Source organism: Betaproteobacteria bacterium (genome assembly GCA_016720855.1).
GTDB lineage: Bacteria > Pseudomonadota > Gammaproteobacteria > Burkholderiales > Usitatibacteraceae > FEB-7.
Window position 1 is genome coordinate 579928 of the sequence record JADKJU010000001.1, and the last position, 22257, is coordinate 602184.

Below are 22257 nucleotides of genomic sequence, written 5' to 3' on the forward strand. Positions count from 1 at the left end.
TCGCGGCCTTCATGCCGCCCCACACGGGACAGAATCGCGCGATGCCGCTTCACGCCGCAACGATATTCCTGAGCGCCTTCCTGCTCTTTCTCGTCCAGCCCGTCCTCGCCAAGCAGATCCTGCCCTGGTTCGGCGGCTCGGCCATCGTCTGGACCACGTGCATGGTGTTCTTCCAGTTCGTGCTGCTGATGGGCTATGCCTATTCGCACTGGATCACGACGAAGGTGGCCTCGCCTCGCCAGAACTGGATCCACATCGGCCTCCTGGTGGCGAGCCTTGCGTTCATGCCGATAGTGCCGGGCGAATACTGGAAGCCCGCCGGCGACGAGAATCCGGTCGTGCGCATTCTCCTCGTCCTCTTCGCCACCATCGGCCTGCCCTATTTCCTGCTTTCCACCACGAGCCCTCTCATCCAGGCGTGGTTCGCACGGGAGTTTCCCGGCTCGATCCCCTACCGGCTCTTCGCTCTCTCCAACCTCGCCTCGATGCTCGCCCTGCTGGGCTACCCGTTCCTCTTCGAGCCGTGGCTTGCGAGCCCCCAGCAGTCGTGGGCCTGGTCGGGTACCTATGCGCTCTTCGTGGCCATGTGCTCATGGCTCTCCTGGCGCAGCCGGGAGCTGGCCCCGCTCGCGCGCGCAGTTCGGACCCGGGAAGACGCAGGCGAGCCCCGGCCCGCGGCGCGAACCCTTTTTCTGTGGCTGGCCCTCGCCACGATGGGGTCGGTCATGTTGCTCGCGGTTTCCAATCACCTCACCCAGAACATCTCGTCCATCCCCCTGCTGTGGGTGATTCCGCTCGCGATCTACCTGCTCACCTTCATCCTGTGCTTCGAGGGCACGCGCTGGTACAAGCGCGACGGGTACCTCGGTTTCCTCGTCTGGATCGTGTGCGTGATGGCATGGTTCCTTTCCGACAAGCGCCTGCAGTTCGAGCTCGCCTGGCAGGTCGGCGTGTTCGCCGTGGGCCTGTACGTCGTCTGCATGTTCTGCCACGGCGAGCTCGCGCGCCTGCGGCCCGGGCCGAAGCACCTCACCCTGTTCTATCTGGTCGTCTCCCTGGGGGGCGTCACCGGCGGCATCCTCGTCGGGATCGTCGCGCCACTCACGCTGCCCGGATTCCTGGAACTCGAGATCGCCCTCTTCGTGGTGGCCCTTCTCGCCGTTTACCTCAACCTCGACCGCCCGAAATCCATTGTCGCGATGTTCGCGGTCGTGGCCGTGTTCACCGCCGGAGCGCTCGCGTACCGCGTGAAGCACTTCACCGAGGATACGGTCCTCCTGGAGCGCAATTTCTACGGCGTGCTGCGCGTGAAGGAGGTCCTCGCGCGCGAGGGCGACCCCGAGACGCGCTATCGCTCGCTCGTGCACGGATCAATCCTGCACGGCGAGCAGTGGATGAGCCCGAAGTACCGTCGCGCAGCGACCACCTACTACAAGACCACCTCGGGAATCGGTATGACGCTCCTCGCGCACGAAGGCCTCGCGATCAAGGTGGGCGTCATCGGCCTGGGGGCCGGAACGCTCGCCACGTATGGCGATGCCGACGATACGTATCGCTTCTACGAAATCAACCCGGCCGTTGTGCGCATCGCGCGCGAGCGGTTCTCCTACCTCGGCGACAGCCCCTCGAAAATCGAAATCATCCTCGGGGACGCGCGCCTGAACCTGGAGCGCGAGCGGCCCCAGGGATTCGACGTGCTCGCCGTGGATGCCTTCTCGGGCGACTCCATTCCCGTCCATCTCATCACCCTCGAGGCCGTGGGGACGTACCTGCGCCATATGAAGCCCAGGGGCGTCATCGCCTTCCACGTCTCGAACCGGTTCCTCGACCTGAAGCCGGTGCTGCTCGCGATCGCCGAGAAGCACGGGCTCGAATATGCCTTCGTCCACGAGACCGGCACGGATGGAAGCACGACGACCAGCGACTGGGTGCTGCTCACTCGCTACAAGCCGCTCATCCTTCGCCGCGAGATCGTGGCCTCCACCGAGCCGGTGGCGCCGCAACCCGACTGGCGTCTGTGGACGGACGCCTACAACAACCTCCTGCAGGTCTGGCGCCGCTAGGGCGTCCGGCGATCGTTCAGGAGTTCAGGAACTTCGCCACGCGTTGCGCGATGAGAATGCAGACGCGCTCGTTCGACTCCAGCGTGACGCCGGAAATATGCGGCGTGAGGATCAGGTTGGGAACGCCGGCCAGGACGCTCCCGGCACCCAGGGGCTCCGCCTCGAAGACATCCAGCGCCGCTCCCGCCAGGCGTCCCTCGTGCAGCGCCTTCGCGAGCGCGGCCTCGTCGACAATGCCGCCGCGCGCCGAATTGACGAGGATCGCGCCGGGCTTCATCCGCCCAATGCGCGCCTCGTCGAAGAGCCTGTACGTCGCCTCGGCGAATGGCACGTGCAAGGAGACGACATCGGCGCGCGCCAGGAGGTCCTCGAAAGCGCAGGGCGTCGCGCCGGTTTCCGCCCACGCGGGCGAGTCGGCGGGTACACCGGGGTCGAAGGCAACGACGCGGATGCCCAGCGCGCCGGCCTTGCGTGCGGTCACGCGGCCGATGCTTCCGAAGCCGACGAGCCCCATCGTCTTCCCCGAGACTTCATGGCCTTGCGAGAGCATCTGGCGCGGCCAACGCCCGGCCGCAACGGCGGCGGTGGAAAGGTAGGCCGCGCCGCGAAGCAGGATCATCGACATGCCGAGGACGTACTCCGCAACCGATTCCGCATTGGCGCCCGTGGCGGGGATCACCTCGATGCCGCGCGCGGTGCATTCCGCCAGGTCGATGTTGTCCAGTCCCACGCCCAGCCGCCCCACGACGCGAAGGGCCGAGGCCGTCTCGAGCGCGGCGCCTCGAACCTGCGTCCGGTTGCGGACGATCCACGCATCGGCCCCGGCAAGCGCTCTCGCCAGCGCCGCCACGTCATCCACCAGCGCAGGCCGGTAGTCGACGTCGAAGTCACGCGCGAGGAGAGCCACGGCGGGAGCGTCCATGTTCTCGGAGATGACGATACGCTGCATGGGACAGGGCTCTCCTTCGGGGCCATTCGGAGTCCGGGCGAGTCTAGCACGCGATCAGCGCCGACCCGCCGCGAGCCAGACGGTGACCTCCTCGCGATCGTGGTAGAGGTGCCGCAGGCGAATGCGATGCGGCATTCCCGCCAGCGTGTCCTCGACAATGTCACGGGCCTTCGCCACTTCCTCCCAGCGCTTCTTCATCGGAAGCTTCAGGTTGAAGATCGACTCGCGGCACCAGCCCTCGGCGACCCAGCGTGCGGCAAGCGCGCACACGCGGGACGGGCTTTCCACCATGTCGCACACCATCCAGTCGACGGGCTCCGGGGGACGAAAACGGAAGCCATCCTCCCGCCGGTGTTTCACCTGACCCGTGTCGAGGAGCGCCGCGTCCATCGGGCCGTTGTCCACTGCGGTCACGCCAAGACCTCGCCTGACGAGCTGCCACGTCCAGCCGCCCGGGGAGGCGCCAAGGTCCACGGCGGTCATCCCGGGCGTCATCCGCTTCCCGAGTGCCTCGTCACCCAGGAAGTGGGCCATCGCCTCGGCGAGCTTGAGCGTGGAACGCGACGGCGCCCCGTGCGGCATGCGCAGCCTCGGGATGCCCATGGGCCACGGCGAACTCGCGCCAACGCGGGAGACGCCCACGTGGCAGGCCGTCCCGCCGACGAAGAAGACATGCAGCCGCTCGGGGGCCGCGGGGACGTCGATGGCCACCCCCGCGCGGGCCAGCGCCCGCGAAAGGTGGGGCGCCAGCGGGCGAATGAGGGATGCGAGGGACTTGCCGTCGTTCGTGTCCGGGGTTTCCAGGAACATCTCGCGGAAGGCCGTGCCCGCGGCGCGCGCGGCCGCGGCGATGGGCGTCGCGCGGTCCCCGACCGGCAGGTCCGGGAGCAGCGCGCCCGTACGCACCCCCTGCCGCGCAAAGACGAGCGAGTCGAGATCGATCCGGTCGGCGAATTGCCTTCCCGCCGTCTCGTCGTGTGGATGAAACACCGCGAAAGCGGCGTCGGGCCGCGCCTTCACGAAACCTTCGACCTCGGACCTGTGCGCGAGCGCCATCACCTCCTGCGCGCACTCCTTCTCGAATCCGGCACGGCAGTAGGTCAGCAGGTGCGAAGCGCTCATGCCGCGCCCGCTGCGCGCTCAGGACGGGCGTTTCGCATCTCGGAACAGGTCGAAGAAGTTCCTCGTGGTCGCCGCGGCCACCGCTTCGAGGCTCACCCCCTTCAGCCGGGCGACTTCCTCGGCCACGTGGCGCACGAAGGCCGGTTCGTTGGTCTTTCCCCGGTGCGGCGCCGGGGCCAGGTACGGGGCGTCCGTCTCGACGAGCATGCGCTCGAGCGGGACGAGAGTCGCCACCTCCTTGAGTGCCTTCGCGTTCTTGAACGTGACGATGCCGGAGAACGAGATGAAGAAGCCCAGGCGCATTGCAGCCTGCGCCACTTCGAGCGATTCGGTGAAGCAGTGCATCACCCCACCCACTGCAGAGGCGCCCTCGTCCTCGAGAATTCGAAGCGTGTCGACCGCAGCCTCGCGCGTATGGATGACCAGGGGCTTTGAGCAGGCCCTGGCCGCGCGCACGTGGACGCGGAAGCGCTCGCGTTGCCACTCGGTGTCACCCTCGACCCGGAAGTAATCCAGCCCCGTCTCCCCGATCGCGATCACTTTCGGGTGGCTCGCGAGCGCGACAAGCTCCTCGACGCTCGTTTCGCGGCCATCGCGCCGCTCGTCGGGATGCACGCCCACCGAGCACCACAGGTTGGGTCGGGACTGCGCAACCGCCAGCACGCCGGGAAACCCGGCGAGCGTGGTCGAGATGGTGAGGGCATGGGTCACGCCGTTCTCGGCCATGCGCGCGAGCAGCGCATCGAGCTCCGGGCGCAGATCGGGGAAATCGAGGTGGCAGTGGGAATCGACGAGCATGGCGCGCATTCTACCGGCGCGCGCCAGGCTCGGGCGGGCGCGCTAGATCGTGTGCGTGGGTCTCGAGGACTGCAACGCTCCCGCGAGCAGCCCCTCGACACGCTTCCTGAGTTCCCGGCAGGATTCGGATTCCTGCAATTGCACGCCGAAGCCCTGGGGACGGTTGCTTGCGGCATGCGCGGGATTCACCCAGGCGACGTGCCCCTGGATGGGAATCTTCACGCTGTCGTCGAGAAGCGACAACAGGACCAGCACCTCCTCGCCGAGCCGGTGTTCCCGTGTGCTGGGCACGAAGATGCCTCCCCCCCGAAGGAGCGGGATCCATGCGGCATAGAGCGCGGCCTTCGACCGGATCACCAGGGAAAAGACCCCGGGCCTCGCGATCGCCGCATCAGGTGCGATTTGATTCATGGCTCAGGCTAGTGTCGCTCGATTGTAGGCCATCATCAAGTGCTCCGCCGCAAGCCTCGCGTTCAGCGGATGCGCGACGAGCCTCCGGGCTTCCAGGAGTTCCCGGTCGAGCGCGAGCAGTCGGTCGAGTCGTGCACGGCGGGCCTTCGATCTGAGGGCGGGGACCGAATCGACATGATGGCGCACCTCGCCAGAATTCTTCAGGCGGACGAGGTCGTGGACCCAGGTCTGCATCACGAATACCGTGCGCTCGAGGAACGCACGATCGAAGCCCGTGGCGAACGCAACGACGTGCACTCCGTCTGGACGCGAAAGCTCCGCGACGATCTTCCGGCGCCATTCGCGCTCTGCCGGTTGCGCCAGTTCGGCGGCCAGCAATGGCGCACCACCGGCGAGGGCTAGCGCAATCTCCGGTTCCTCGGCCCCCCCGGCTTTGAGCCAGTCGAGGGCGCGATCGCGCGCGGGCGATCGCAGCACGACCGACTCGCACCGGCTGCGCAGGGTCGCGAGGAGCCTGGCGGGCCGGTCGCTCACGAGGATGATCACCGTGGCCGGCGGCGGTTCCTCGAGCGTCTTGAGCAACGCGTTGGCCGCCGCGGGCTGCAGCGCCTCCGCCGGGTGGATCACGATCGCGCGGTGACCGGCGCGGTGCGTGGATAGCGACACGAAGTCGCGGATCGCGCGTACCTGCTCGATCTTGATGACAAGGCTTTTCTTGCCCGCCTCCTTGCCTGCATCCGCGTCCGGGCCGTCGCCCTCCGTTTCCTCGGCGGCCTCGGGCACGATCTCGCGGTAATCGGGGTGGTTTCCCTGGTCGAACCAGTGGCAGGAAGGGCATTGCCCGCAGGCCAGCCGGTCGATGGGCGACTCGCACAGGAGACTGCGCCCGAACTCGCGGGCGAATTCCGCCTTGCCTATCCCGGGGCGACCCGAGACGAGGAAAGCGTGCGGCAGGCGCTCCCGGCGCCCCATGAGGCGCTCGAGTTCCTCCCGTTGCCAGGGCAAGGCGTTCACGGGAAAGCCTTCGCGAACACGTCGGCGAGCCTCGCACGCACCGCCTCGATCCCGCCAGAGGCGTCGATCACCCGCACGCGCGCTGGATCCTCCCGCGCGCGTTCGAGGTACGCGTCGCGCACGCGCTGGAAGAACACCTGCGCCTCTCGTTCGAACTTGTCCTGCGTCCGGCCCTGGGCCCGCTGGCGCTCGAAAGCAACGGCCGGGTCGAGGTCGAACAGAAAGGTGGCGTCCGGCTTTCGGTGCGGATGCACGATGGCCTCCAGGGCGCGGAAGACGTCCCGGTCGAGCCCGCGTCCGCCGCACTGGTAGGCGAAGGTCGCGTCGCTGAAGCGGTCAGACAGCACCCAGGCCCCCCGGGCCAACGCCGGTTCGATCACGCGAACCAGGTGTTCGCGGCGGCCCGCGAACATCACGAGCGCCTCCGTGGTGCCTTCCATCGGCTCGTGCAGGACGAGTTCACGAAGCCTTTCGCCCAGCGGCGTGCCTCCCGGCTCCCGCGTGACGACCACTTCCACACCGCGCTTGCGGATCGCGGAAGCGAGAAACTCCAGGTGCGAGGATTTCCCCGCCCCGTCGATGCCCTCCATGGAGATGAACCGGCTGGTCGTCATGATCTTCCCAATTGGTATTTTGCCACCGCCCGGTTGTGTTCCTCGAGGGTGCGCGAAAACTGGTGCGTGCCGTCGCCGCGTCCGACGAAATACAGGTAGTCGGTCGTTGCGGGGCCCACGGCGGCGGCGATCGATGCCGCGCCGGGCATCGCGATGGGGGTCGCTGGCAGGCCGCCGCGCGTGTACGTGTTCCAGGGCGTGTCGGCGAGCAGGTCGCGCTTGCGCAGGTTCCCGTCGAAACGCGTTCCCAACCCGTAGATCACGGTGGGATCCGTCTGCAGGCGCATGCCCCTTCGCAGCCGGTTCACGAACACCGAGGCGATCACCGGCCGCTCTCCCGACTGGCCCGTTTCCTTCTCGATGATGGAAGCCAGGATGAGCGCTTCATAGGCGCCGGAGAGCGGCAGGGCCGCATCGCGGGCGTCCCACGCGCGCGCCAGGCGCCTGACCATTTCCGCATGCGCGCGCTTGAGGATCTCCACGTCGCTGGTGCCAGACAGGAACCGGTAGGTATCGGGAAAGAACAGTCCCTCGAGCGCCGTCTGCGTCACCCCGAGCGCAGCACCGATCGCGGCGTCGTCGATGCGATCGAGGGTCGATCGGATATGCGGGTGCTGCTTCATTTGCACGAGCCACTGCCTGAACGTGGTGCCTTCAACGAACACGATCTCGATCGGCAGGACGTCGCCCGACGCGAGCTTGTCGAGAAGTTCCAGGGGGGTCACCGGGACGGCGAGCCGGTAGGTGCCGGCCTGCAGCGACGTCGCCTTCCCCAGGAGGCGGCCCAGGATCCAGAAGGTCTGCGGTTCTGGAAGGAGGTCTTCCTCGGCGAGGTTTCGGGCGACCGATTTCAGGCTCGCCCCGCTCTTCACCGTGAAGTCGAACGGGACTCGCGGCAACTCGAGCGGACGCAGGCAGAACCACGCGGTCCAGGCGATCGCCGCAAGTGCCGCAACAAGCGTCGCGGCAAGCGCCAGCCTAGGCGCGGCGCGCATCGTCGTCCTCGACCAGTCGCTGCAGGCGGCCTGCCATCGGGCCCGGAATCCAGCGCGCATCGTCGAGAACGACAACGGGCCAGATGCCGATGAGGCTGTTGGTGAGAAACACTTCCCCGGCCTTCCGCAGTTCCTCGAACGCGCAATCGCGGACCTCGCACGCGACCGCGTCGGCCTTCGCGAGTTCGAGCACGCGCTCGCGCTGGGCGCCGTTCACGCCGCACCGGGACAACGCCGGCGTGACCAGCTTGCCGTGGAGCGTGAAGAAGACATTGCTCATCGTCCCTTCCACCAGGCGCCCCTGGGCGTCGCCCAGGAGTCCCTCGCGGATGCCGGGGTCACGCCATTCGGCGCGCGCCAGCACGTTCTCCAGGCGGTTGAGCGACTTCACCCCCGCGAGCCGGGGCTGGATGGCCAAGGCGAGGTCGCACCGCCGGATCCGGACGCCTTCACGGGGTGCCTCGGGAGCCGTCTCGGGAATCGGAAACGCGATGACGATCCTCGTCGGCGCGACGTCCTCGGAAAAGGCATATCCGCGCCCCGACGCGCCGCGGGTCACGATGATCTTCACGACCGCGTTTCCGGGCGCCACGGACCTGATTTCGTCGATGAGAACCGGCTCCTCCGGGCAGCGCAGGCCCAGCCTGCCGCAATCATGCGCAAGCAACCGGTACTGGTGCTGCCAATTGAGAGGCCGCCCCGCCCGGGTGAGCAACGTGCGGAAGACGCCGTCGCCGTACATGAAACCGCGATCGCTCGAATTCACCGACCGGGCGGGCCGGCCATTGACGAGGAGCGTGGCCATCGGGTCCCCGGGCGACTCGCCCCGGCTTCCTAGCGCAGGCGCCGGAACGCGAGCGTGCCGTTCGTGCCGCCGAACCCGAAGGAATTGGACAGCGCCACGTCGATCTTCATCTCGCGCGCCACGTTGGGCACGTAGTCGAGATCACAGGCCGGGTCCGGGTTCGCGAGGTTGGTGGTGGGGGGCGAGACCTGGTGATGGATCGCGAGCACCGTGATCAGCGCCTCGACGCCCCCGGCCGCCCCGAGGAGGTGGCCGGTCATCGACTTGGTGGAGTTCACGGCCAGGCGATTCGCGTGGTCGCCGAACGCGGCCTTCACTGCCGCTGTCTCGTTGGCATCGCCCAGGGGCGTGGAGGTCCCGTGGGCGTTGAGGTAGTGAACCTCGGCGGCGTTGATGCCGCCATTTCGCATCGCTGCCAGCATCGCCCGCCGCGGGCCGTCCATGTCGGGCGCGGTGATGTGGTTCGCATCCGCGCTCATGCCCATGCCGGCGAGCTCGCAGTAGATGCGCGCCCCGCGCTTTCGCGCGTGCTCGTATTCCTCGAGGATGAGGATGCCCGCGCCCTCGCCCAGGACGAAGCCGTCGCGGTCGCGGTCGAATGGCCGCGAGGCGTGCGCCGGGTCATCGTTCCTTTCTGAAAGAGCCTTGAGCGAGCAGAAGCCGCCCATGCCCGACATGCAGATCGTGGCCTCGGTGCCGCCCGCGATCATGACGTCGGCGTCGCCGTACTCGATGACCCGGCCCGCCTCCCCCACGCAGTGCGAGCTCGTCGAGCAGGCCGACACCATCGAGACGTTTGGACCCTTGGCGCCGAACTGGATCGAGATGAGCCCGGCGACCATGTTGATGATCGAGCCGGGAACGAAGAAGGGCGAGATGCGCCTCGGCCCCTTGGCGCTCATTTCGAGGATGTTCTCCTCGATCATGGGAAGCCCGCCGATGCCCGACCCCACGATGACGCCGATCCGCTCCGCATTCGAGTCGTCGATCGCGAGCCCGGCATCGTCCAGCGCCATCTTCGTGGCTGCGATGCCGAAGTGGATGAAGGTGTCGGAGCGGCGCGCCTCCTTGGGCGTCATCCACTTCGTGGCGTCGAAGCCCTTCACCTCCGCGGCGATACGGGTGGACAGAGGCGCGGGGTCGAATTTCGAGATCGTGCAGACGCCGCTCACGCCGTGGACGAGGTTGCCCCAGGCCTGGGCGATGCCGGTACCGACGGGGGACACGATCCCAAGGCCGGTGACGACGACGCGGCGTTTGGTCATGGAGTCGCTCCGGGGAGTTTCGGAATTGGGAAGCGGGACAGAGACGGTCGGCGCGGCCCCCGGGAGTGCGGGGCCGCGCCCCAGGTGCCTATTGCTTGAGGTGGGCCTTCACGTAGTCGATCGCCTGCTGCACGGTCGTGATCTTCTCCGCGTCCTCGTCGGGAATCTCGCACTCGAACTCCTCTTCCAGGGCCATCACCAGCTCGACGTTGTCGAGGGAGTCGGCGCCAAGGTCCTCGACGAACGAGGATTCGATCTTCACATCGGCTTCCGCCACGCCGAGCTGCTCGGCAACGATCTTCTTGACGCGCGCTTCAATGTTCTCCATCTCGATCCTCCACTATTTTTTCGGGTCCCGCTGCTTTCGGGGCAATGCGTCGAATGCGGAAAAAAACGGCCTATTTTACCACACGGGCCTGTGCCGGCCGGCCTGCCCTAGTCCATGAACATGCCGCCGTTCACGTGCAGCGTGGCCCCGGTGACGTAGGCGGCTCCGGGGGAGCACAGGAAAGCCACCGCGGCCGCGATGTCGTCCACGCGCCCGAGCCGGCCGAGCGGGACGTTGTCGACCAGCCTCTTCACCTGTTCCCCGTCCAGCGAGCGTGTCATGTCCGTCTCGATGAAGCCCGGCGCCACGCAGTTGACGGTGATGTTCCTGCTGCCCACCTCGCGGGCGAGCGACTTCGAGAAGCCGACGATGCCGGCCTTGGCGGCCGCGTAATTGGTCTGCCCGGGGTTTCCGGTGAAGCCGACGACGGATGTGATGTTCACGATTCGCCCGGCCCTCGCCTTCATCATGCCGCGAAGCACCGCGCGCGAAAGGACGAAGACGCTCTTCAGGTTGGTCGACTGGATCTCGTCCCACTCCTCGTCCTTCATGCGCGCCAGGAGGTTGTCGCGCGTGGCGCCCGCGTTGTTGACGAGGATCGCCACCGGACCGAACTCGCCAGCCACCTGGTCGGCAAAGACCGCGCATGCGCCGGCATCGCGGACGTCCAGGACCCTTCCCGCGCCCTTGCCGCCGGCTTCGGCGATGACGCGCGAGACCTGCTCGGCTCCCTTGTCGGTCGTCGAGGTGCCGACGACGGTGGCGCCGGCTCGCGAAAGCGCGATGGCGATCGCCTCGCCGATCCCGCGCGAGGCCCCGGTGACGATGGCGACTTGTCCGTTCAGCATGGCTTCCTCAGCTGGTAGGCATGGCGGCGAGGAGCGCCGCCGAATCGGTGATGGCGACGGCCTCCACGCCGTCAACCGTGCGCTTCACGAGCCCGGCCAGCACCTTGCCGGGCGCGCATTCCACGATTCGGGCCACACCCTGCGCCTGCAGGTAGCGGACCGTTTCCGCCCAACGCACCGGGCGGTAGAGTTGCTCGACCAGGGCCTGCCGGATGCGGTCGGGATCATCGAAGGATGCCACGTCGGCATTCTGGAGCACCGGCACGGTGGGCGCGACGATCGCAACGGCCGCGAGGCGCTCCCGAAGCCGCTCGGCGGCGGGCTTCATCAGGCTGCAGTGGGACGGCGCACTCATGGGGAGCATCTTCGCGAGCTTCGCGCCGTGCGCCTTCGCCGCCGCCATGCCGCGCTCGACCGCGGCGCGGTGCCCGGCAATCACGATCTGGCCAGGCGAATTCAGGTTTGCGGGCTCCAGCACCTCGCCCTGTGCGGCCTCCTCGCACACTTGCGCGATCTTCGATTCCTCCAGGCCCACGATGGCTGCGATGCCACCCGTGCCTTCGGGGACTGCATCCTGCATCGCCTGCGCGCGCAGCCGCACGAGAGGCAGCGCGTCCTCGAAGCGCAGTGCACCCGCAGCGACGAGCGCCGAGTACTCGCCCAGGCTGTGGCCGGCGAAGAACGCCGGCCAGGGACCGCCGCGCTCGCGCCACGCCCGCCAGCAGGCCACGCCCGCCGTGAGCATCAGGGGCTGGGTGACGACCGTCCGATTGAGGGCCTCGGCCGGCCCGCCGGCGGCCAGCGCCCACAGGTCGTCGCCCAGGATCGCGCAGGCTTCGCGAAACGTGCGTTCGACCACGGCCGTATCGCCGAAACCGTTCATCATGCCCACCGATTGCGAGCCCTGCCCGGGAAACACCATCGCGAATTTCATTGTTCGTTCACCACCGGATGAGTACGGAACCCCACGTGAAGCCTCCGCCGACGCCGGTCAGGAGCACCAGGTCGCCGCGCTTGATGCGGCCGTCGCGTGCGGCGACGTCGAGGGCCAGGGGGATGGAGGCGGCGGAAGTATTGGCGTGCCTGTCCACGGTCACCACGCATTTCTCCGGCGCGATGCCCAGCTTCCTCGCCGTGTGCGAAATGATGCGCACGTTGGCCTGGTGCGCGACGAACCAGTCCACGTCGGAGACACAAAGTCCGTTGGCCGCGAGCGCCTCCTGCGCGCTTTCCTCGAGCACGCGCACGGCCAGCTTGAACACGGCGCCGCCGTCCATCTTGAGGGTCGGGTCTCCCAGGACCTTCCCGCCGCCGACATGGCCGGGCGTGCACAGGATGTCCGCGTATGCGCCATCGGCATGCAGGTGCGAGGAAAGGATTCCCGGTTCGGGAGAGGCTTCCAGGACCACGGCGCCCGCGCCGTCGCCGAAGAGGACGCAGGTTCCGCGGTCCTTCCAATCGAGGATGCGCGAGAACACCTCGGCGCCGACGACGAGCGCCCGCCTGTGCATGCCCGAGCGGATGAACTGGTCCGCGATCGCGAGCGCGTACACGAACCCGGCGCAAACGGCCTGGACGTCGAAGGCCGCGCCGTGGCGGATGCCCAGCTTCCTTTGCAACAGGCAGGCGCTCGACGGGAACACCATGTCCGGCGTGGAGGTCGCGAGCACGATGAGGTCGATGTCGCCCGGCCTGAGACCGGCCGAGGCAAGCGCGCGACGCGACGCGGCCAGCGCCAGGTCGCTCGCGGTTTCGCCGTCGGCGGCAATGCGGCGCTCGCGAATGCCCGTGCGCGCGACGATCCACTCGTCCGTCGTCTCCACCATCGATTCCAGGTCGCGGTTGGTGAGGATCTTGTCGGGAAGGTGGCCTCCCGTTCCGGCGATGCGGGAGCGAATCGGCGCTTCCTGCGCCCGGGCTGCGCTCATTGCGCGGGCTGCGCCGCGGCAGCGCGGCCGGTGCCGGCCAGCACGCCCAGGCCATGCAGCCGTCCGATCTCGGCGGCAATGCGTTCGTTGAGGCCGTGGCCGGCTTCCGCGTCCGCCCGATTCAGCGCGGTGGCGAAAGCCAGGCGATCGGCCGAGCCGTGGCTCTTCACGACGATGCCGCGCAATCCCAGGAGCGTGGCACCGTTGTAGCGGCGGTGGTCCAGCCGGTGGCGGAAGGCCTTGATCACGGGCAGCGACACAAGGGCCGCGGCGCGCGTGAACAGGTTGCGCGTGTACTCCTGCTTGAGAAAGTCGCTCATCATCTTCGCGATTCCCTCGGACGTCTTGAGCGCCACGTTGCCGACGAAGCCGTCGCACACCACCACGTCCGTGGTGCCCTTGTAGATGTCGTCGCCCTCGACGTTGCCGTAGAAATTGAGCGTGCTCGCCTTGAGCAGCTCGCCGGCTTTCTTCACCACCTCGTTGCCCTTGATCTCCTCGGAGCCGATGTTGAGCAGCCCCACCGTGGGCCGGCTGCGCCCCTCCACCACCTCCGCCAGGGTGGCGCCCATGACGGCGAACTGCAGCAGGTGGTCGGGACTGCAGTCGGCATTGGCGCCGAGATCGAGCATGTAGACCACGCCCTTGCGGGTGGGCAGCACGCCGCAGATCGCCGGGCGGTCGATGCCGGGTAACGTCTTCAGGACGAACTTGGCGGTGCCCATCAGGGCGCCGGTGTTTCCCGCGCTCACGCATGCCTGCGCCCGCCCCTGCTTGACAAGGTCGATCGCCACGCGCATCGAGGAGTCGCGCTTGGTGCGGATCGCGGTGCGGATGTCCTCGTCCATGCCCACCACTTCGGTGGCGGGGACGATCTCGATTCCCGGTTGGCCCGCGACGCCGTGCCTGGCGAGTTCGGCGGCGAGCGGCCCGGCGAGGCCGACCAGAAGCAGCCGGGCGTCCGGCCGGGCCGCCAGGAAGTCGAGGCAACCAGGAATGGTGACCGCGGGGCCATGGTCACCCCCCATGGCGTCGACGGCTATGACGGACTTCATGGCAGCGGATGCCATGGTCGAGGAACGAGCAGCCTGGCCAAGCGGGGCCGGTCGCTCGGTGCTCAGTCCTTCGTCTTGATGACCTTCTTGCCGCGATAGACGCCCGACGGCGAGATGTGATGGCGCAGGTGGGTCTCTCCCGTGGTGGGCTCGACAGCCGTGGGCGGGTTGGTGAGGAAATCGTGCGCCCGGTGCATGCCTCGCTTCGAGGGCGACTTCTTGTTCTGTTGGACAGCCATGATGTTCTCCTTGGATTCTGCGTTGGCGGCCGCCACTGCGGCGACCGCTTGAATCATTTCGTCTTTTTCAAGCCCGCCAGCGCCGCGAACGACGAAGGCTTCTGCGGCTTCTCCGCCGTGGTTTCCGGCGGTTCCGCCAGCCCGGGTTTTCGCGGAACCATCGGAAGGGCGAGTATCACCGCCTCTTCGACCAGGCTGTGAACATCGACCGGTGACGCGGCAACCACGAAATCCTCCCGGTCGCTCTCTTCCTCGAACGCGGGAAGCTCCTCCTCCGAGCCCACCAGCACCAGCCGGTCGTCGAGGGTGACCTCGTGCCGGAAAACTTCGGAAGTGGACTGACACGTGAGAAAAACGAAGCCATTGATTATACACGACACTGTGCGTCGTTGCGTGCCGTCCAGGCGTGCCGTGACCCGGTAGCGAAGCTCCCCGTCGGGCAAGGCAAGCGCTTCGGAAAGGTTCTCCAGATCCCCGGGTCGAAGCACGCCTTCGAAAACGGTACCCTTCGGGGTCAGGCGCTCGGGATCGATGGTTTGGGGGCTGGACATGGTAGTTTCATGATAGAGTTTGGTTTAACTATCGTCAATAGAAAATTGATTTGAAAGACTATTTACTGATTCTTGCTTCCGGCTCGCGATATCGCGCCGAGCTGCTTGGCCGACTGGGCATCCCTTTCGACGCCTGGTCGCCGTCAATCGACGAGTCGCCCCTCGCGGGCGAATCATGCGCCGAAACCGCCTGCCGGCTGGCGCGCCTGAAGGCCAGGGCCGCCCTCGACCGCTTCCCCGGCGCCTGGGTGATCGGCTCGGACCAGGTGGCCGAACTCGATGGGCGCCCGATCGGCAAGCCGGGCGATCGCGATTGCGCCCGGCGGCAGTTGCACGCCATGCGCGGGCGCACCGTCATGTTCCATACCGCCCTTTGTCTCCTCGCCAACGGGCGCGCGCACGAAGCGCTCGTGCCCACAGAGGTTTCCTTCAGGCAGCTCGCGGACGACGAGATCGAGCGCTATCTCGATCGCGAGCCTGCCTTCGACTGCGCGGGAAGCGCCAAGAGCGAGGCGCTCGGGATCGCGCTGCTCGCCGCCCTTCGCGGCGACGACCCTACTGCCCTCGTGGGCCTGCCCCTCATTGCCCTCTGCGCCATGCTTCGCAGCGAAGGCGCGCAGGTGCCGTGATGGTTCCTGCAGCCCTGTACCTGATCCCGGTGCCGCTAGCCGATGATGTCGCGCCGGAGGCGGTGCTCCCGGCGGAGGTGCTGGCGCGCATTCGCGGCATCCGCGACTTCGTCGTCGAGAACGCGAAGACGTCGCGGCGGTTCCTGGCCGCCTGCGGCCACCCGGGCCCCTTGTCCGCACTCGGCATGACGGTTCTGGACGAGCACACGAAGCAGGCGGATGTCGCCGCCCTTCTCGCACCGCTTCGCGATGGCCGGGCGCTGGGCCTCATGTCCGAGGCAGGCGCCCCGGCCGTGGCCGATCCGGGCGCCAGGCTGGTGGCGGCAGCCCACGCCGAGGCGCTGCGCGTCGTGCCCCTGACCGGGCCGTCGTCCATCCTGCTCGCGCTCATGGCTTCAGGACTCGAAGGGCAGCGTTTCCGGTTCGCGGGCTACCTTCCCGTGGCCGGGCCGGACCGGATGGCGGCCATCCGGGACCTCGAATCGCGCTCGGCGGCAGCGCACGAGACGCAGGTCTTCATCGAAACGCCGTACCGCAACGACGCGCTCCTCGCCGACCTGCTGAGGACCTGCCGCGAGGACACCCGATTGACGGTGGCCGTCGACCTTACCGGAAGCACCGAGGCCATCGGCACGAAGAGCATCGGCCAATGGCGGCGCTCGCCTTCCCCGCCGGGCAAGCGCCCGGCCATCTTCCTGCTGCTCGCGAACGCAAGCCGGGCAAAGGCCTAGGGGGCACGCGCCGGTTCGCGGGCGTACAGGTTGTTCCGCTTGAGCAGCGGGTACACGCTGTCCGCGGACATGGGCATGGAAAAATAGTAACCCTGCCCCACCCGGCAATCCTTCGCGCGCAGGATCGCCAGCTGGCCCGCGGTCTCGACGCCCTCGGCGATCGTCTGCAGGTCGAGGCTCCTCGCCATGTTGATGATGGCGACCACGATCGCAGCGTCGTTGGGATCCACGGTGATGTCGCGTATGAACGACTGGTCGATCTTGAGCGTCTGGATCGGCAGGCGCTTGAGGTAGGACAGGCTCGAGTATCCCGTCCCGAAATCGTCGATCGCCAGGTGCACGCCCATTTCCGAGAGCCGGTTGAGCATCAGGATCATGCCATCGGTCTGGCGCATCACCTGGCTTTCCGTGATCTCGAGTTCGAGCCACTTCGGATCCAGCCCCGTGTCCTGCAGCACGCGGATCACGGTGTCGAGGAACGCCTTGTCGGAGAACTGGCGCGCGGAGAGGTTCACCGCCATCCGCCGCGGGGCGAGACCGCGGTCCTGCCATTCCCTGTTCTGGCGGCACGCCTCGCGAAGCACCCACTCGCCGATCTCGCTGATGAGGCCGGTCTCCTCTGCCAGGGGGATGAAGTCGCCAGGCATGACAGTGCCGCTGTCCTCCGTCTTCCAGCGCACGAGCGACTCGACCGCAACGATCTCCCCGGTCTCGAGGTTCACCTGCGGCTGGTAATGGAGCACGAAGTTCTTCTGCAGCACGGCGCGGCGCAAGGCCGATTCCAGCGTCATGCGCCGCTTCACGGCGATGTTCATCTGTGCCGTGAAGTACTGGTACGTATTCTTGCCGATGCCCTTGCCGTGGAACATCGCGGTATCGGCATTCTTCATGAGGGTCTGCGCGTCGCTGCCGTCCCCGGGGTACACGGCGATGCCCACGGAGCCGCTCACGTGCTGCTCCATCCCGTCCAGGACGAACGCCGCTCGCAGCGCGTTGAGGATCTTTTGCGCGACGACGGACGCCACGCGACCGTCGTCGAGGCTGTCGAGAAGGACAATGAACTCGTCACCGCCCTGGCGCGCGATCGTGTCGCCGGCACGCACGCAGCCGGACAGGCGTTGCGCGACCTGGCGCAGCAACTCGTCGCCGACATCGTGTCCGAGCGTGTCGTTGATGTTCTTGAAGTTGTCCAGGTCGATGAACAGCACCGCGACCTTCCGGCCGCCCCGCTCCGCGCGCGCGATCGAATGCGCGAGGCGGTCCTGCAGAAGCCCCCGGTTGGGTAGCCCGGTGAGGTTGTCGTGATAGGCCAGGTGCTGGATGCGCTGCTGGATCACCTTGCGCTCCGTCACGTCGCGCGAATTGAACACGACGCCGCGAATGTGCGGGTTGTCCACGCAATTGGTGCCCAGCGATTCGAAGGTGCGCCACTGGCCGTCGCGGTGCCGGATGCGGAACTCGAGCGGCTCGCGGAAGTGGCTCGTCTCGAGGATCCGGCGAAATGCGGCGCGCGCCGAATCGACATCGTCGCGATGCACGAGGTCGAAGACGTTCCTCCCGAGGGTGTCGCCGGGCTCGTAGCCGAGGAGGTTGCCGAGCGCAAGGTTCTGGTAGAGGATCGTTCCGTCGGCGCCCAGCACGGATATCAGGTCCAGGCCGCTTTCCGTCAGGACGCGAAAGCGCGCCTCGCTGGCCTCCAGCGCGCGCTCCGTCTCCTTGTACCGCGTCACGTCGGTGATCGTGCCGATCAGCCCCGCGATTCTCCCTTCCCGGTCCACGAAGCTCACCTTGCTGTACAGCATCTCGCGATCGTGGCCGGACGTGGTCGGCATTACCGCCTCGTATTGCACCTGCGATGGCTGTGCGTAAAGGGGTTGGTCACGCGCATCGTGCAGCTCGGCGATCGCGTTCCCGAACATGTCGTGAACCGTCTTGCCTTCCCAGTTGCTCCCGGCGCCCCAGAGCTCGTGCCACGCACGGTTGTAAACCCGGTAACGGCCCTCGATATCCTTGAAATAGACGGGACTGGGAATCGCGTCGATGAGGGCCCGCGTGAAGTGCAGCTGCTCGTTCAGGGCCGCCTCGATGCGCTTCGATTCGGTCACGTCGGAGCACATGACGAGCAGCCCCACGATGCGGTTATCCTCGTCTCGCAAGGGCGCCGCCGACCCGTTGATGACGATCTGCGTCCCGTCGGCCTTCTGGCGGGCGAGCTCGAGGTTGGTGAGCACCTCGCCGGCGAGCGTCTTCTCGCGCAGAAGCCTCGCCTCGTCCTTCTTGTCGGCAGGCACGAACGGCGCGCGGTGCCCGAGCGCCTCGCCCCGCGTGAACCCGAAGGTGCGCTCGGCTGCGGGATTCCAGAGCGTGATCATGCCGTCCAGGTCGGTGGCGTAGATGGCGACCGGAGAGGTCTCGATGATCGCCGACATGAAGCGTGTGGTCGACTGCAGCGCCCGTTCCCGCGCGCGCCGCTCCGTGAGGTCGTCAAATGCCCCGATGACGAAACGGGGCATGCCCGCGGAATCGCGCAGGAGCCCGGAATTGCGCCGCACCCAGACCGCCCCCCCGTCGCGTCGCAGGAGCCGCTTCTCGACCACCGGCGGGCACTGGCCCGTTTCGCGGACGCGGGCCAGCGCGGCCACGTCGGCCGCGACGTCCTCCGGGAAGGTCAGCTGGCGAAAGTTGCGGCCGACCAGCTCGTCGGTGGCGTAGCCGGAGAGTTCGCCGTAGGCCCGGTTCACGATGAGATAGTCGCCGTCCAGCGACACCAGGGTGAGCCCGACGGTCGCCTGGTCGAAGGCCTGGCGCACGAGGCCCAGTTCGCCCAGCGTATCGCCCTCGGGGGCGCTGCCGCGGCCGAGAGCCGCGTTTATCGCGCGCAGGACCCGCTCCATCGTCCTACTGCAGCGCGGCCGCGCCGTGCGTGCGGAGTTCGGAAAGCGCGCGCACTGCCGATTCCGCCACCCCGGCGCCCAGGCGCCTGGAAAGCTGCTCGAAGTAGTTCTCGTCGGGCGTGAAATCCACGACGCGCTCGGCCTTCATCACGTCGCGAGCGACGGAGTCGAGGCTGCCGTATCCGTCGGCCAGGCCCAGCTCGACGGCACGCTCTCCCGTCCAGATGAGTCCGGAGAAGATCTCCGGGGATTCCTTGAGCCGCTTGCCGCGCCCGTCGCGCACGACCTTGATGAACTGTTCGTGGATCTCGCCCAGCATCTTCTTCGCGTGCTCCTTGTGCGCCGGGTTCTCGGGCGCGAAGGGATCGAGGAAGTCCTTGTTCTCGCCCGCGGTGTAGGCGCGCCGGTCGACGCCCAGCTTCTCCATGGTGCCGGTGAAGCCGAACCCGGACATGATCACGCCGATGGAGCCGACGAGGCTCGCCTTGTCCACATAAATCCGGTCGGCCGCGACCGCGACGTAGTACCCGCCGGAGGCGCACAGGTCCTGGACCACGGCGTGCAGGGGAATCTCGGGATACTTCCCGCGCAGCCTGCGGATCTCGTCATTGATGTAGCCCGCCTGCACGGGGCTTCCTCCCGGGCTGTTGATCCGCAGCACCACGCCTTGCGTGTGCTTGTCCTTGAAAGCGGCGTTGAGCGCCGCGATCATCTTGTCGGCGCTTGCCTTGGATTCCAGGCCGATCACGCCGCGCAGCTCGACCAGCGCCGTATGCTTGCCGGTCCGGATGGGCTCCGTGGTCGAGCCGCCGATCCATCCCATCGCCGCGGCGACGACGATGAAGAGGAGTGTGAGCCAGAGCAGGCGGATGAGTGTCGTCCACTGGCGGGCGCGGCGCTGCTCGTCGAGCGCGCGCAGCGCGATTCTCTCGAGGGTGGCGCGTTCCCAGCTGGTCGGGGTCGGTTCGGTCATGGTCTGTCGTGGGTTTCGTCCCGCTGGACGGGATCCGGGACATCATCGTAAATGAGGATCCGTCCTTGGTGCTCCTCGACGGCGATCGCCTGGAGCCGGGCCCCCTGGCATGGCCCTGCGACGCACAGGCCGGTCGAAGGCTCGAAGATCGCGCCGTGCGTCGAGCAGACCAAGTATAGACCGGATTCCTCGAAAAACTCCCCCGCCTGCCAGTCCAGCTCGACGCCAAGGTGCGGGCAGCGGTTCACGAAGGCGCGGGCCGCGCCGTCGTGGCGGATGGCGAAGCCCTTGCCCGCGCCGCCTGCCGGGGACCAGTCAAAGCGCACGCCGCTGCCGCCCTCGGCAAGCGCCGCCGCCGCGCAGATCAGCCGTGGCGTGCGAGCCATTGGCGCAGGTCTTCCACCGAGGCGGCGTAGTGTCTTGCATCGCGCCCGCGAAGCAGCGCCAGGTCATGTGCGCCGTAGGAAACGGCGATGGCATCCACGCCGGCATTCGCCGCGAGTTCGAGGTCGTGGGTCGTGTCTCCCACCATCAGCGCACGCGAAGGCTCGACGCCGGTTTCCTCGAGCAGGTGCAGGACCATGTCGGGGTGCGGCTTGGGAAAACCTTCGTCCGCGCATCGCGTCGCCTCGAAGAAAGCGCCGAGCCCCGAGGCTTCGAGCGCGCGACAAAGCCCGCGCCGGGACTTGCCGGTCGCCACGGCGAGCCGCGTGTCGCGCTGGCGCAGTTCCGACAGCAGTTCGGGAATGCCACCGAAGAGCGGCGCCTCATGGTCGCGAGACAGGAAGTGCCGGCCATAGCGGTCGGCGAATTCGCGCTGCTGCGACGCGTCCAGCCCCGGGGCCACTCGTTCCATGGTTTGGGCGACTCCCAGCCCGATCACCCACTTCGCCTGCTCCCTATCCGGCACCTCGAGTCCCATCTCCCGGCAGGCTTCCTGGATGCACGAGGCGATGAGCCCCGTCGAGTCCATGAGGGTGCCGTCCCAGTCGAAGATGACGAGGTCGTAACGGCTCACGACGGCGCCGCCTCGGCGAGGCACGCGCGGCGGAAGGCTTCGAGGTCCGCGGGCAGCGGCGAGCGCACGGTGAGACGCTCCCCGGTGGCGGGATGCACGAACGAGAGTTCGGCCGCGTGCAGGAACATGCGCCGCAGCCCCCGCTTGCGCAGCGACTTGTTGAGCGGGAAGTCGCCGTACTTCTCGTCGCCGAGCACGGGGTGCCCGATGTGCGCGAGATGGACACGGATCTGGTGGGTGCGCCCGGTGAGGAGTTCCGCCTCCAGCAGGCTGAACTCCTCGTTGCGGGCGAGGCGCCGGAAGATCGTCTCGGCCTCCTGGCCCTCCCGTTCATCCACCGCCACGCGCCGCTCGCCCTCCCCGGTCGAATACTTTCGCAGCGCCACCTGCACGCGGCGCTTCTCGTCCCGCACGCGGCCGGACACGGCCGCGAGATAGCGCTTGTCCATGCCGCGGCCGCGAAGCTCCTCGTGCAGCGCGACGAGCGCGGCCCGCTTCTTGGCGAGCAGCAGCACGCCCGATGTCTCGCGGTCCAGGCGGTGCACCAGCTCGAGAAACTTCGCCTCCGGGCGGGCGGAACGAAGCCGCTCGATGGCGCCGTGCGCAATTCCGCTGCCGCCGTGCACGGCAAGACCGGCGGGCTTGTCCACGGCAAGGACATGTTCGTCCTCGAAAAGCACCGGCAGCTCCAGGGGAGGCGCCGGCAAGTCGCCAGCCTCGCGCTCGGCCACGCGAATCGGCGGCACGCGGATGCGGTCGCCGACCTGGAGCCGGTGAGAAGCGGCCACCCGCCCGGAGTTCACGCGCACCTCGCCGCTGCGCACGATCCGGTACACGTGGCTCTTCGGAACCCCCTTGAGGCGGGCGACCAGGAAGTTGTCGATCCGCTGCCCGGCGCCACCCTCGTCCACCTCGATCCAGCTCACCGCCCGCTCGGGAGCGATAACCGCTTTGCCTTCGGCCACCATGGGCGTTATACTTTATCTTCTTGATTTGAAAGCCCGCTTGCGCAATCGCCGGCGGGAAG

At 67.7% G+C, this 22257-nt stretch carries 24 protein-coding genes; 3 read left to right on the forward strand and 21 right to left on the reverse strand.

What is annotated here, in order from left to right; translation table 11 throughout:
• The first annotated feature begins 11 nt into the window (after positions 1-11).
• Complete coding sequence (locus IPP91_02525; GenBank protein MBL0140951.1) at positions 12-2063, forward strand: fused MFS/spermidine synthase; 2052 nt, start codon at positions 12-14, stop codon at positions 2061-2063.
• A 16-nt stretch (positions 2064-2079) separates the two neighbouring features.
• Here the strand turns inward: IPP91_02525 and IPP91_02530 are convergent, their stop codons facing one another.
• From IPP91_02530 to IPP91_02605, 16 genes are all read right to left on the reverse strand, one after another.
• Positions 2080-3012, reverse strand: a complete 933-nt coding sequence (locus tag IPP91_02530) for a hydroxyacid dehydrogenase (GenBank protein MBL0140952.1) — start codon at positions 3010-3012, stop codon at positions 2080-2082.
• Positions 3013-3066: 54 nt separating this feature from the next.
• Entirely contained in the window at positions 3067-4134 is a 1068-nt protein-coding gene (gene rlmM / locus IPP91_02535; protein ID MBL0140953.1) for a 23S rRNA (cytidine(2498)-2'-O)-methyltransferase RlmM, read from the reverse strand.
• An 18-nt stretch (positions 4135-4152) separates the two neighbouring features.
• Positions 4153-4932: a TatD family hydrolase gene (locus tag IPP91_02540; GenBank protein MBL0140954.1), complete on the reverse strand. Its 780-nt coding sequence runs from the start codon at positions 4930-4932 to the stop codon at positions 4153-4155.
• Between the two features lie 42 nt (positions 4933-4974).
• A complete protein-coding gene (locus tag IPP91_02545) occupies positions 4975-5343 on the reverse strand; it encodes a pilus assembly protein PilZ (GenBank protein MBL0140955.1) in 369 nt (122 codons plus the stop codon).
• A 3-nt stretch (positions 5344-5346) separates the two neighbouring features.
• Complete coding sequence (gene holB / locus IPP91_02550) at positions 5347-6357, reverse strand: DNA polymerase III subunit delta' (GenBank protein ID MBL0140956.1); 1011 nt, start codon at positions 6355-6357, stop codon at positions 5347-5349.
• Positions 6354-6971 (reverse strand): dTMP kinase, encoded by a 618-nt coding sequence (locus IPP91_02555; GenBank protein MBL0140957.1) that lies wholly within the window; start codon positions 6969-6971, stop codon positions 6354-6356. Before IPP91_02555 ends, holB begins: the two co-directional genes overlap by 4 nt.
• On the reverse strand, positions 6968-7966 hold the full coding sequence (mltG, locus tag IPP91_02560; GenBank protein MBL0140958.1) for an endolytic transglycosylase MltG: 999 nt from the start codon (positions 7964-7966) through the stop codon (positions 6968-6970). The genes IPP91_02555 and mltG overlap by 4 nt, the downstream gene beginning before the upstream one ends.
• Positions 7950-8771, reverse strand: coding sequence for an aminodeoxychorismate lyase (gene pabC / locus IPP91_02565; protein MBL0140959.1), 822 nt, complete (start codon positions 8769-8771; stop codon positions 7950-7952). Before pabC ends, mltG begins: the two co-directional genes overlap by 17 nt.
• Positions 8772-8800: 29 nt before the next feature.
• Complete coding sequence (fabF, locus tag IPP91_02570) at positions 8801-10036, reverse strand: beta-ketoacyl-ACP synthase II (GenBank protein ID MBL0140960.1); 1236 nt, start codon at positions 10034-10036, stop codon at positions 8801-8803.
• 88 nt (positions 10037-10124) lie between these two features.
• The gene (gene acpP / locus IPP91_02575) at positions 10125-10364 is read right to left on the reverse strand and encodes an acyl carrier protein (GenBank protein MBL0140961.1); all 240 of its coding nucleotides are present in this window, start codon (positions 10362-10364) and stop codon (positions 10125-10127) included.
• Positions 10365-10471: 107 nt separating this feature from the next.
• Entirely contained in the window at positions 10472-11212 is a 741-nt protein-coding gene (gene fabG / locus IPP91_02580) for a 3-oxoacyl-ACP reductase FabG (GenBank protein ID MBL0140962.1), read from the reverse strand.
• Positions 11213-11219: 7 nt separating this feature from the next.
• Positions 11220-12146, reverse strand: coding sequence for an ACP S-malonyltransferase (gene fabD / locus IPP91_02585; protein MBL0140963.1), 927 nt, complete (start codon positions 12144-12146; stop codon positions 11220-11222).
• A 7-nt stretch (positions 12147-12153) separates the two neighbouring features.
• Positions 12154-13110 (reverse strand): ketoacyl-ACP synthase III, encoded by a 957-nt coding sequence (locus IPP91_02590; GenBank protein MBL0140964.1) that lies wholly within the window; start codon positions 13108-13110, stop codon positions 12154-12156.
• A 26-nt stretch (positions 13111-13136) separates the two neighbouring features.
• Positions 13137-14195 carry a phosphate acyltransferase PlsX gene (plsX, locus tag IPP91_02595; GenBank protein MBL0140965.1) on the reverse strand — a complete coding sequence of 353 codons (1059 nt, stop codon included), beginning with the start codon at positions 14193-14195 and terminating at the stop codon, positions 13137-13139.
• A 62-nt stretch (positions 14196-14257) separates the two neighbouring features.
• Positions 14258-14434 carry a 50S ribosomal protein L32 gene (gene rpmF, locus IPP91_02600; protein ID MBL0140966.1) on the reverse strand — a complete coding sequence of 59 codons (177 nt, stop codon included), beginning with the start codon at positions 14432-14434 and terminating at the stop codon, positions 14258-14260.
• 53 nt (positions 14435-14487) lie between these two features.
• Complete coding sequence (locus IPP91_02605) at positions 14488-14985, reverse strand: DUF177 domain-containing protein (protein ID MBL0140967.1); 498 nt, start codon at positions 14983-14985, stop codon at positions 14488-14490.
• Positions 14986-15029: 44 nt separating this feature from the next.
• Between IPP91_02605 and maf the strand changes: the two genes are divergently transcribed.
• Together maf and IPP91_02615 are read left to right on the forward strand one after the other, a co-directional pair.
• Positions 15030-15614 (forward strand): septum formation protein Maf, encoded by a 585-nt coding sequence (gene maf / locus IPP91_02610; GenBank protein MBL0140968.1) that lies wholly within the window; start codon positions 15030-15032, stop codon positions 15612-15614.
• Entirely contained in the window at positions 15614-16345 is a 732-nt protein-coding gene (locus IPP91_02615) for an SAM-dependent methyltransferase (protein MBL0140969.1), read from the forward strand. Before maf ends, IPP91_02615 begins: the two co-directional genes overlap by 1 nt.
• Here the strand turns inward: IPP91_02615 and IPP91_02620 are convergent.
• The 5 genes from IPP91_02620 to IPP91_02640 are packed head-to-tail and all read right to left on the reverse strand — an operon-like array spanning position 16342 to position 22198.
• Entirely contained in the window at positions 16342-19239 is a 2898-nt protein-coding gene (locus IPP91_02620; GenBank protein MBL0140970.1) for an EAL domain-containing protein, read from the reverse strand. The genes IPP91_02615 and IPP91_02620 overlap by 4 nt on opposite strands.
• A gap of 4 nt (positions 19240-19243) precedes the next feature.
• Positions 19244-20212: a S49 family peptidase gene (locus tag IPP91_02625; GenBank protein MBL0140971.1), complete on the reverse strand. Its 969-nt coding sequence runs from the start codon at positions 20210-20212 to the stop codon at positions 19244-19246.
• The gene (locus IPP91_02630) at positions 20209-20598 is read right to left on the reverse strand and encodes a Rieske 2Fe-2S domain-containing protein (protein ID MBL0140972.1); all 390 of its coding nucleotides are present in this window, start codon (positions 20596-20598) and stop codon (positions 20209-20211) included. The genes IPP91_02625 and IPP91_02630 overlap by 4 nt, the downstream gene beginning before the upstream one ends.
• Complete coding sequence (locus IPP91_02635; protein MBL0140973.1) at positions 20577-21230, reverse strand: HAD-IA family hydrolase; 654 nt, start codon at positions 21228-21230, stop codon at positions 20577-20579. Before IPP91_02635 ends, IPP91_02630 begins: the two co-directional genes overlap by 22 nt.
• Positions 21227-22198 carry an RluA family pseudouridine synthase gene (locus tag IPP91_02640; protein ID MBL0140974.1) on the reverse strand — a complete coding sequence of 324 codons (972 nt, stop codon included), beginning with the start codon at positions 22196-22198 and terminating at the stop codon, positions 21227-21229. Before IPP91_02640 ends, IPP91_02635 begins: the two co-directional genes overlap by 4 nt.
• Between the last annotated feature and the right edge of the window lie 59 nt (positions 22199-22257).

Excerpts from the sequence above, each read along its gene's own strand:
- IPP91_02525 (MBL0140951.1), top strand. The coding sequence starts at position 12 with ATGCCGCCCCACACGGGACAGAATCGCGCGATGCCGCTTCACGCCGCA.
- IPP91_02530 (MBL0140952.1), bottom strand. The coding sequence starts at position 3,012 with ATGCAGCGTATCGTCATCTCCGAGAACATGGACGCTCCCGCCGTGGCT.
- rlmM (MBL0140953.1), bottom strand. The coding sequence starts at position 4,134 with ATGAGCGCTTCGCACCTGCTGACCTACTGCCGTGCCGGATTCGAGAAG.
- IPP91_02540 (MBL0140954.1), bottom strand. The coding sequence starts at position 4,932 with ATGCTCGTCGATTCCCACTGCCACCTCGATTTCCCCGATCTGCGCCCG.
- IPP91_02545 (MBL0140955.1), bottom strand. The coding sequence starts at position 5,343 with ATGAATCAAATCGCACCTGATGCGGCGATCGCGAGGCCCGGGGTCTTT.
- IPP91_02555 (MBL0140957.1), bottom strand. The coding sequence starts at position 6,971 with ATGACGACCAGCCGGTTCATCTCCATGGAGGGCATCGACGGGGCGGGG.
- mltG (MBL0140958.1), bottom strand. The coding sequence starts at position 7,966 with ATGCGCGCCGCGCCTAGGCTGGCGCTTGCCGCGACGCTTGTTGCGGCA.
- pabC (MBL0140959.1), bottom strand. The coding sequence starts at position 8,771 with ATGGCCACGCTCCTCGTCAATGGCCGGCCCGCCCGGTCGGTGAATTCG.
- fabF (MBL0140960.1), bottom strand. The coding sequence starts at position 10,036 with ATGACCAAACGCCGCGTCGTCGTCACCGGCCTTGGGATCGTGTCCCCC.
- acpP (MBL0140961.1), bottom strand. The coding sequence starts at position 10,364 with ATGGAGAACATTGAAGCGCGCGTCAAGAAGATCGTTGCCGAGCAGCTC.
- fabG (MBL0140962.1), bottom strand. The coding sequence starts at position 11,212 with ATGCTGAACGGACAAGTCGCCATCGTCACCGGGGCCTCGCGCGGGATC.
- fabD (MBL0140963.1), bottom strand. The coding sequence starts at position 12,146 with ATGAAATTCGCGATGGTGTTTCCCGGGCAGGGCTCGCAATCGGTGGGC.
- plsX (MBL0140965.1), bottom strand. The coding sequence starts at position 14,195 with ATGAAGTCCGTCATAGCCGTCGACGCCATGGGGGGTGACCATGGCCCC.
- rpmF (MBL0140966.1), bottom strand. The coding sequence starts at position 14,434 with ATGGCTGTCCAACAGAACAAGAAGTCGCCCTCGAAGCGAGGCATGCAC.
- IPP91_02605 (MBL0140967.1), bottom strand. The coding sequence starts at position 14,985 with ATGTCCAGCCCCCAAACCATCGATCCCGAGCGCCTGACCCCGAAGGGT.
- IPP91_02615 (MBL0140969.1), top strand. The coding sequence starts at position 15,614 with ATGGTTCCTGCAGCCCTGTACCTGATCCCGGTGCCGCTAGCCGATGAT.
- IPP91_02620 (MBL0140970.1), bottom strand. The coding sequence starts at position 19,239 with ATGGAGCGGGTCCTGCGCGCGATAAACGCGGCTCTCGGCCGCGGCAGC.
- IPP91_02625 (MBL0140971.1), bottom strand. The coding sequence starts at position 20,212 with ATGACCGAACCGACCCCGACCAGCTGGGAACGCGCCACCCTCGAGAGA.
- IPP91_02630 (MBL0140972.1), bottom strand. The coding sequence starts at position 20,598 with ATGGCTCGCACGCCACGGCTGATCTGCGCGGCGGCGGCGCTTGCCGAG.
- IPP91_02640 (MBL0140974.1), bottom strand. The coding sequence starts at position 22,198 with ATGGTGGCCGAAGGCAAAGCGGTTATCGCTCCCGAGCGGGCGGTGAGC.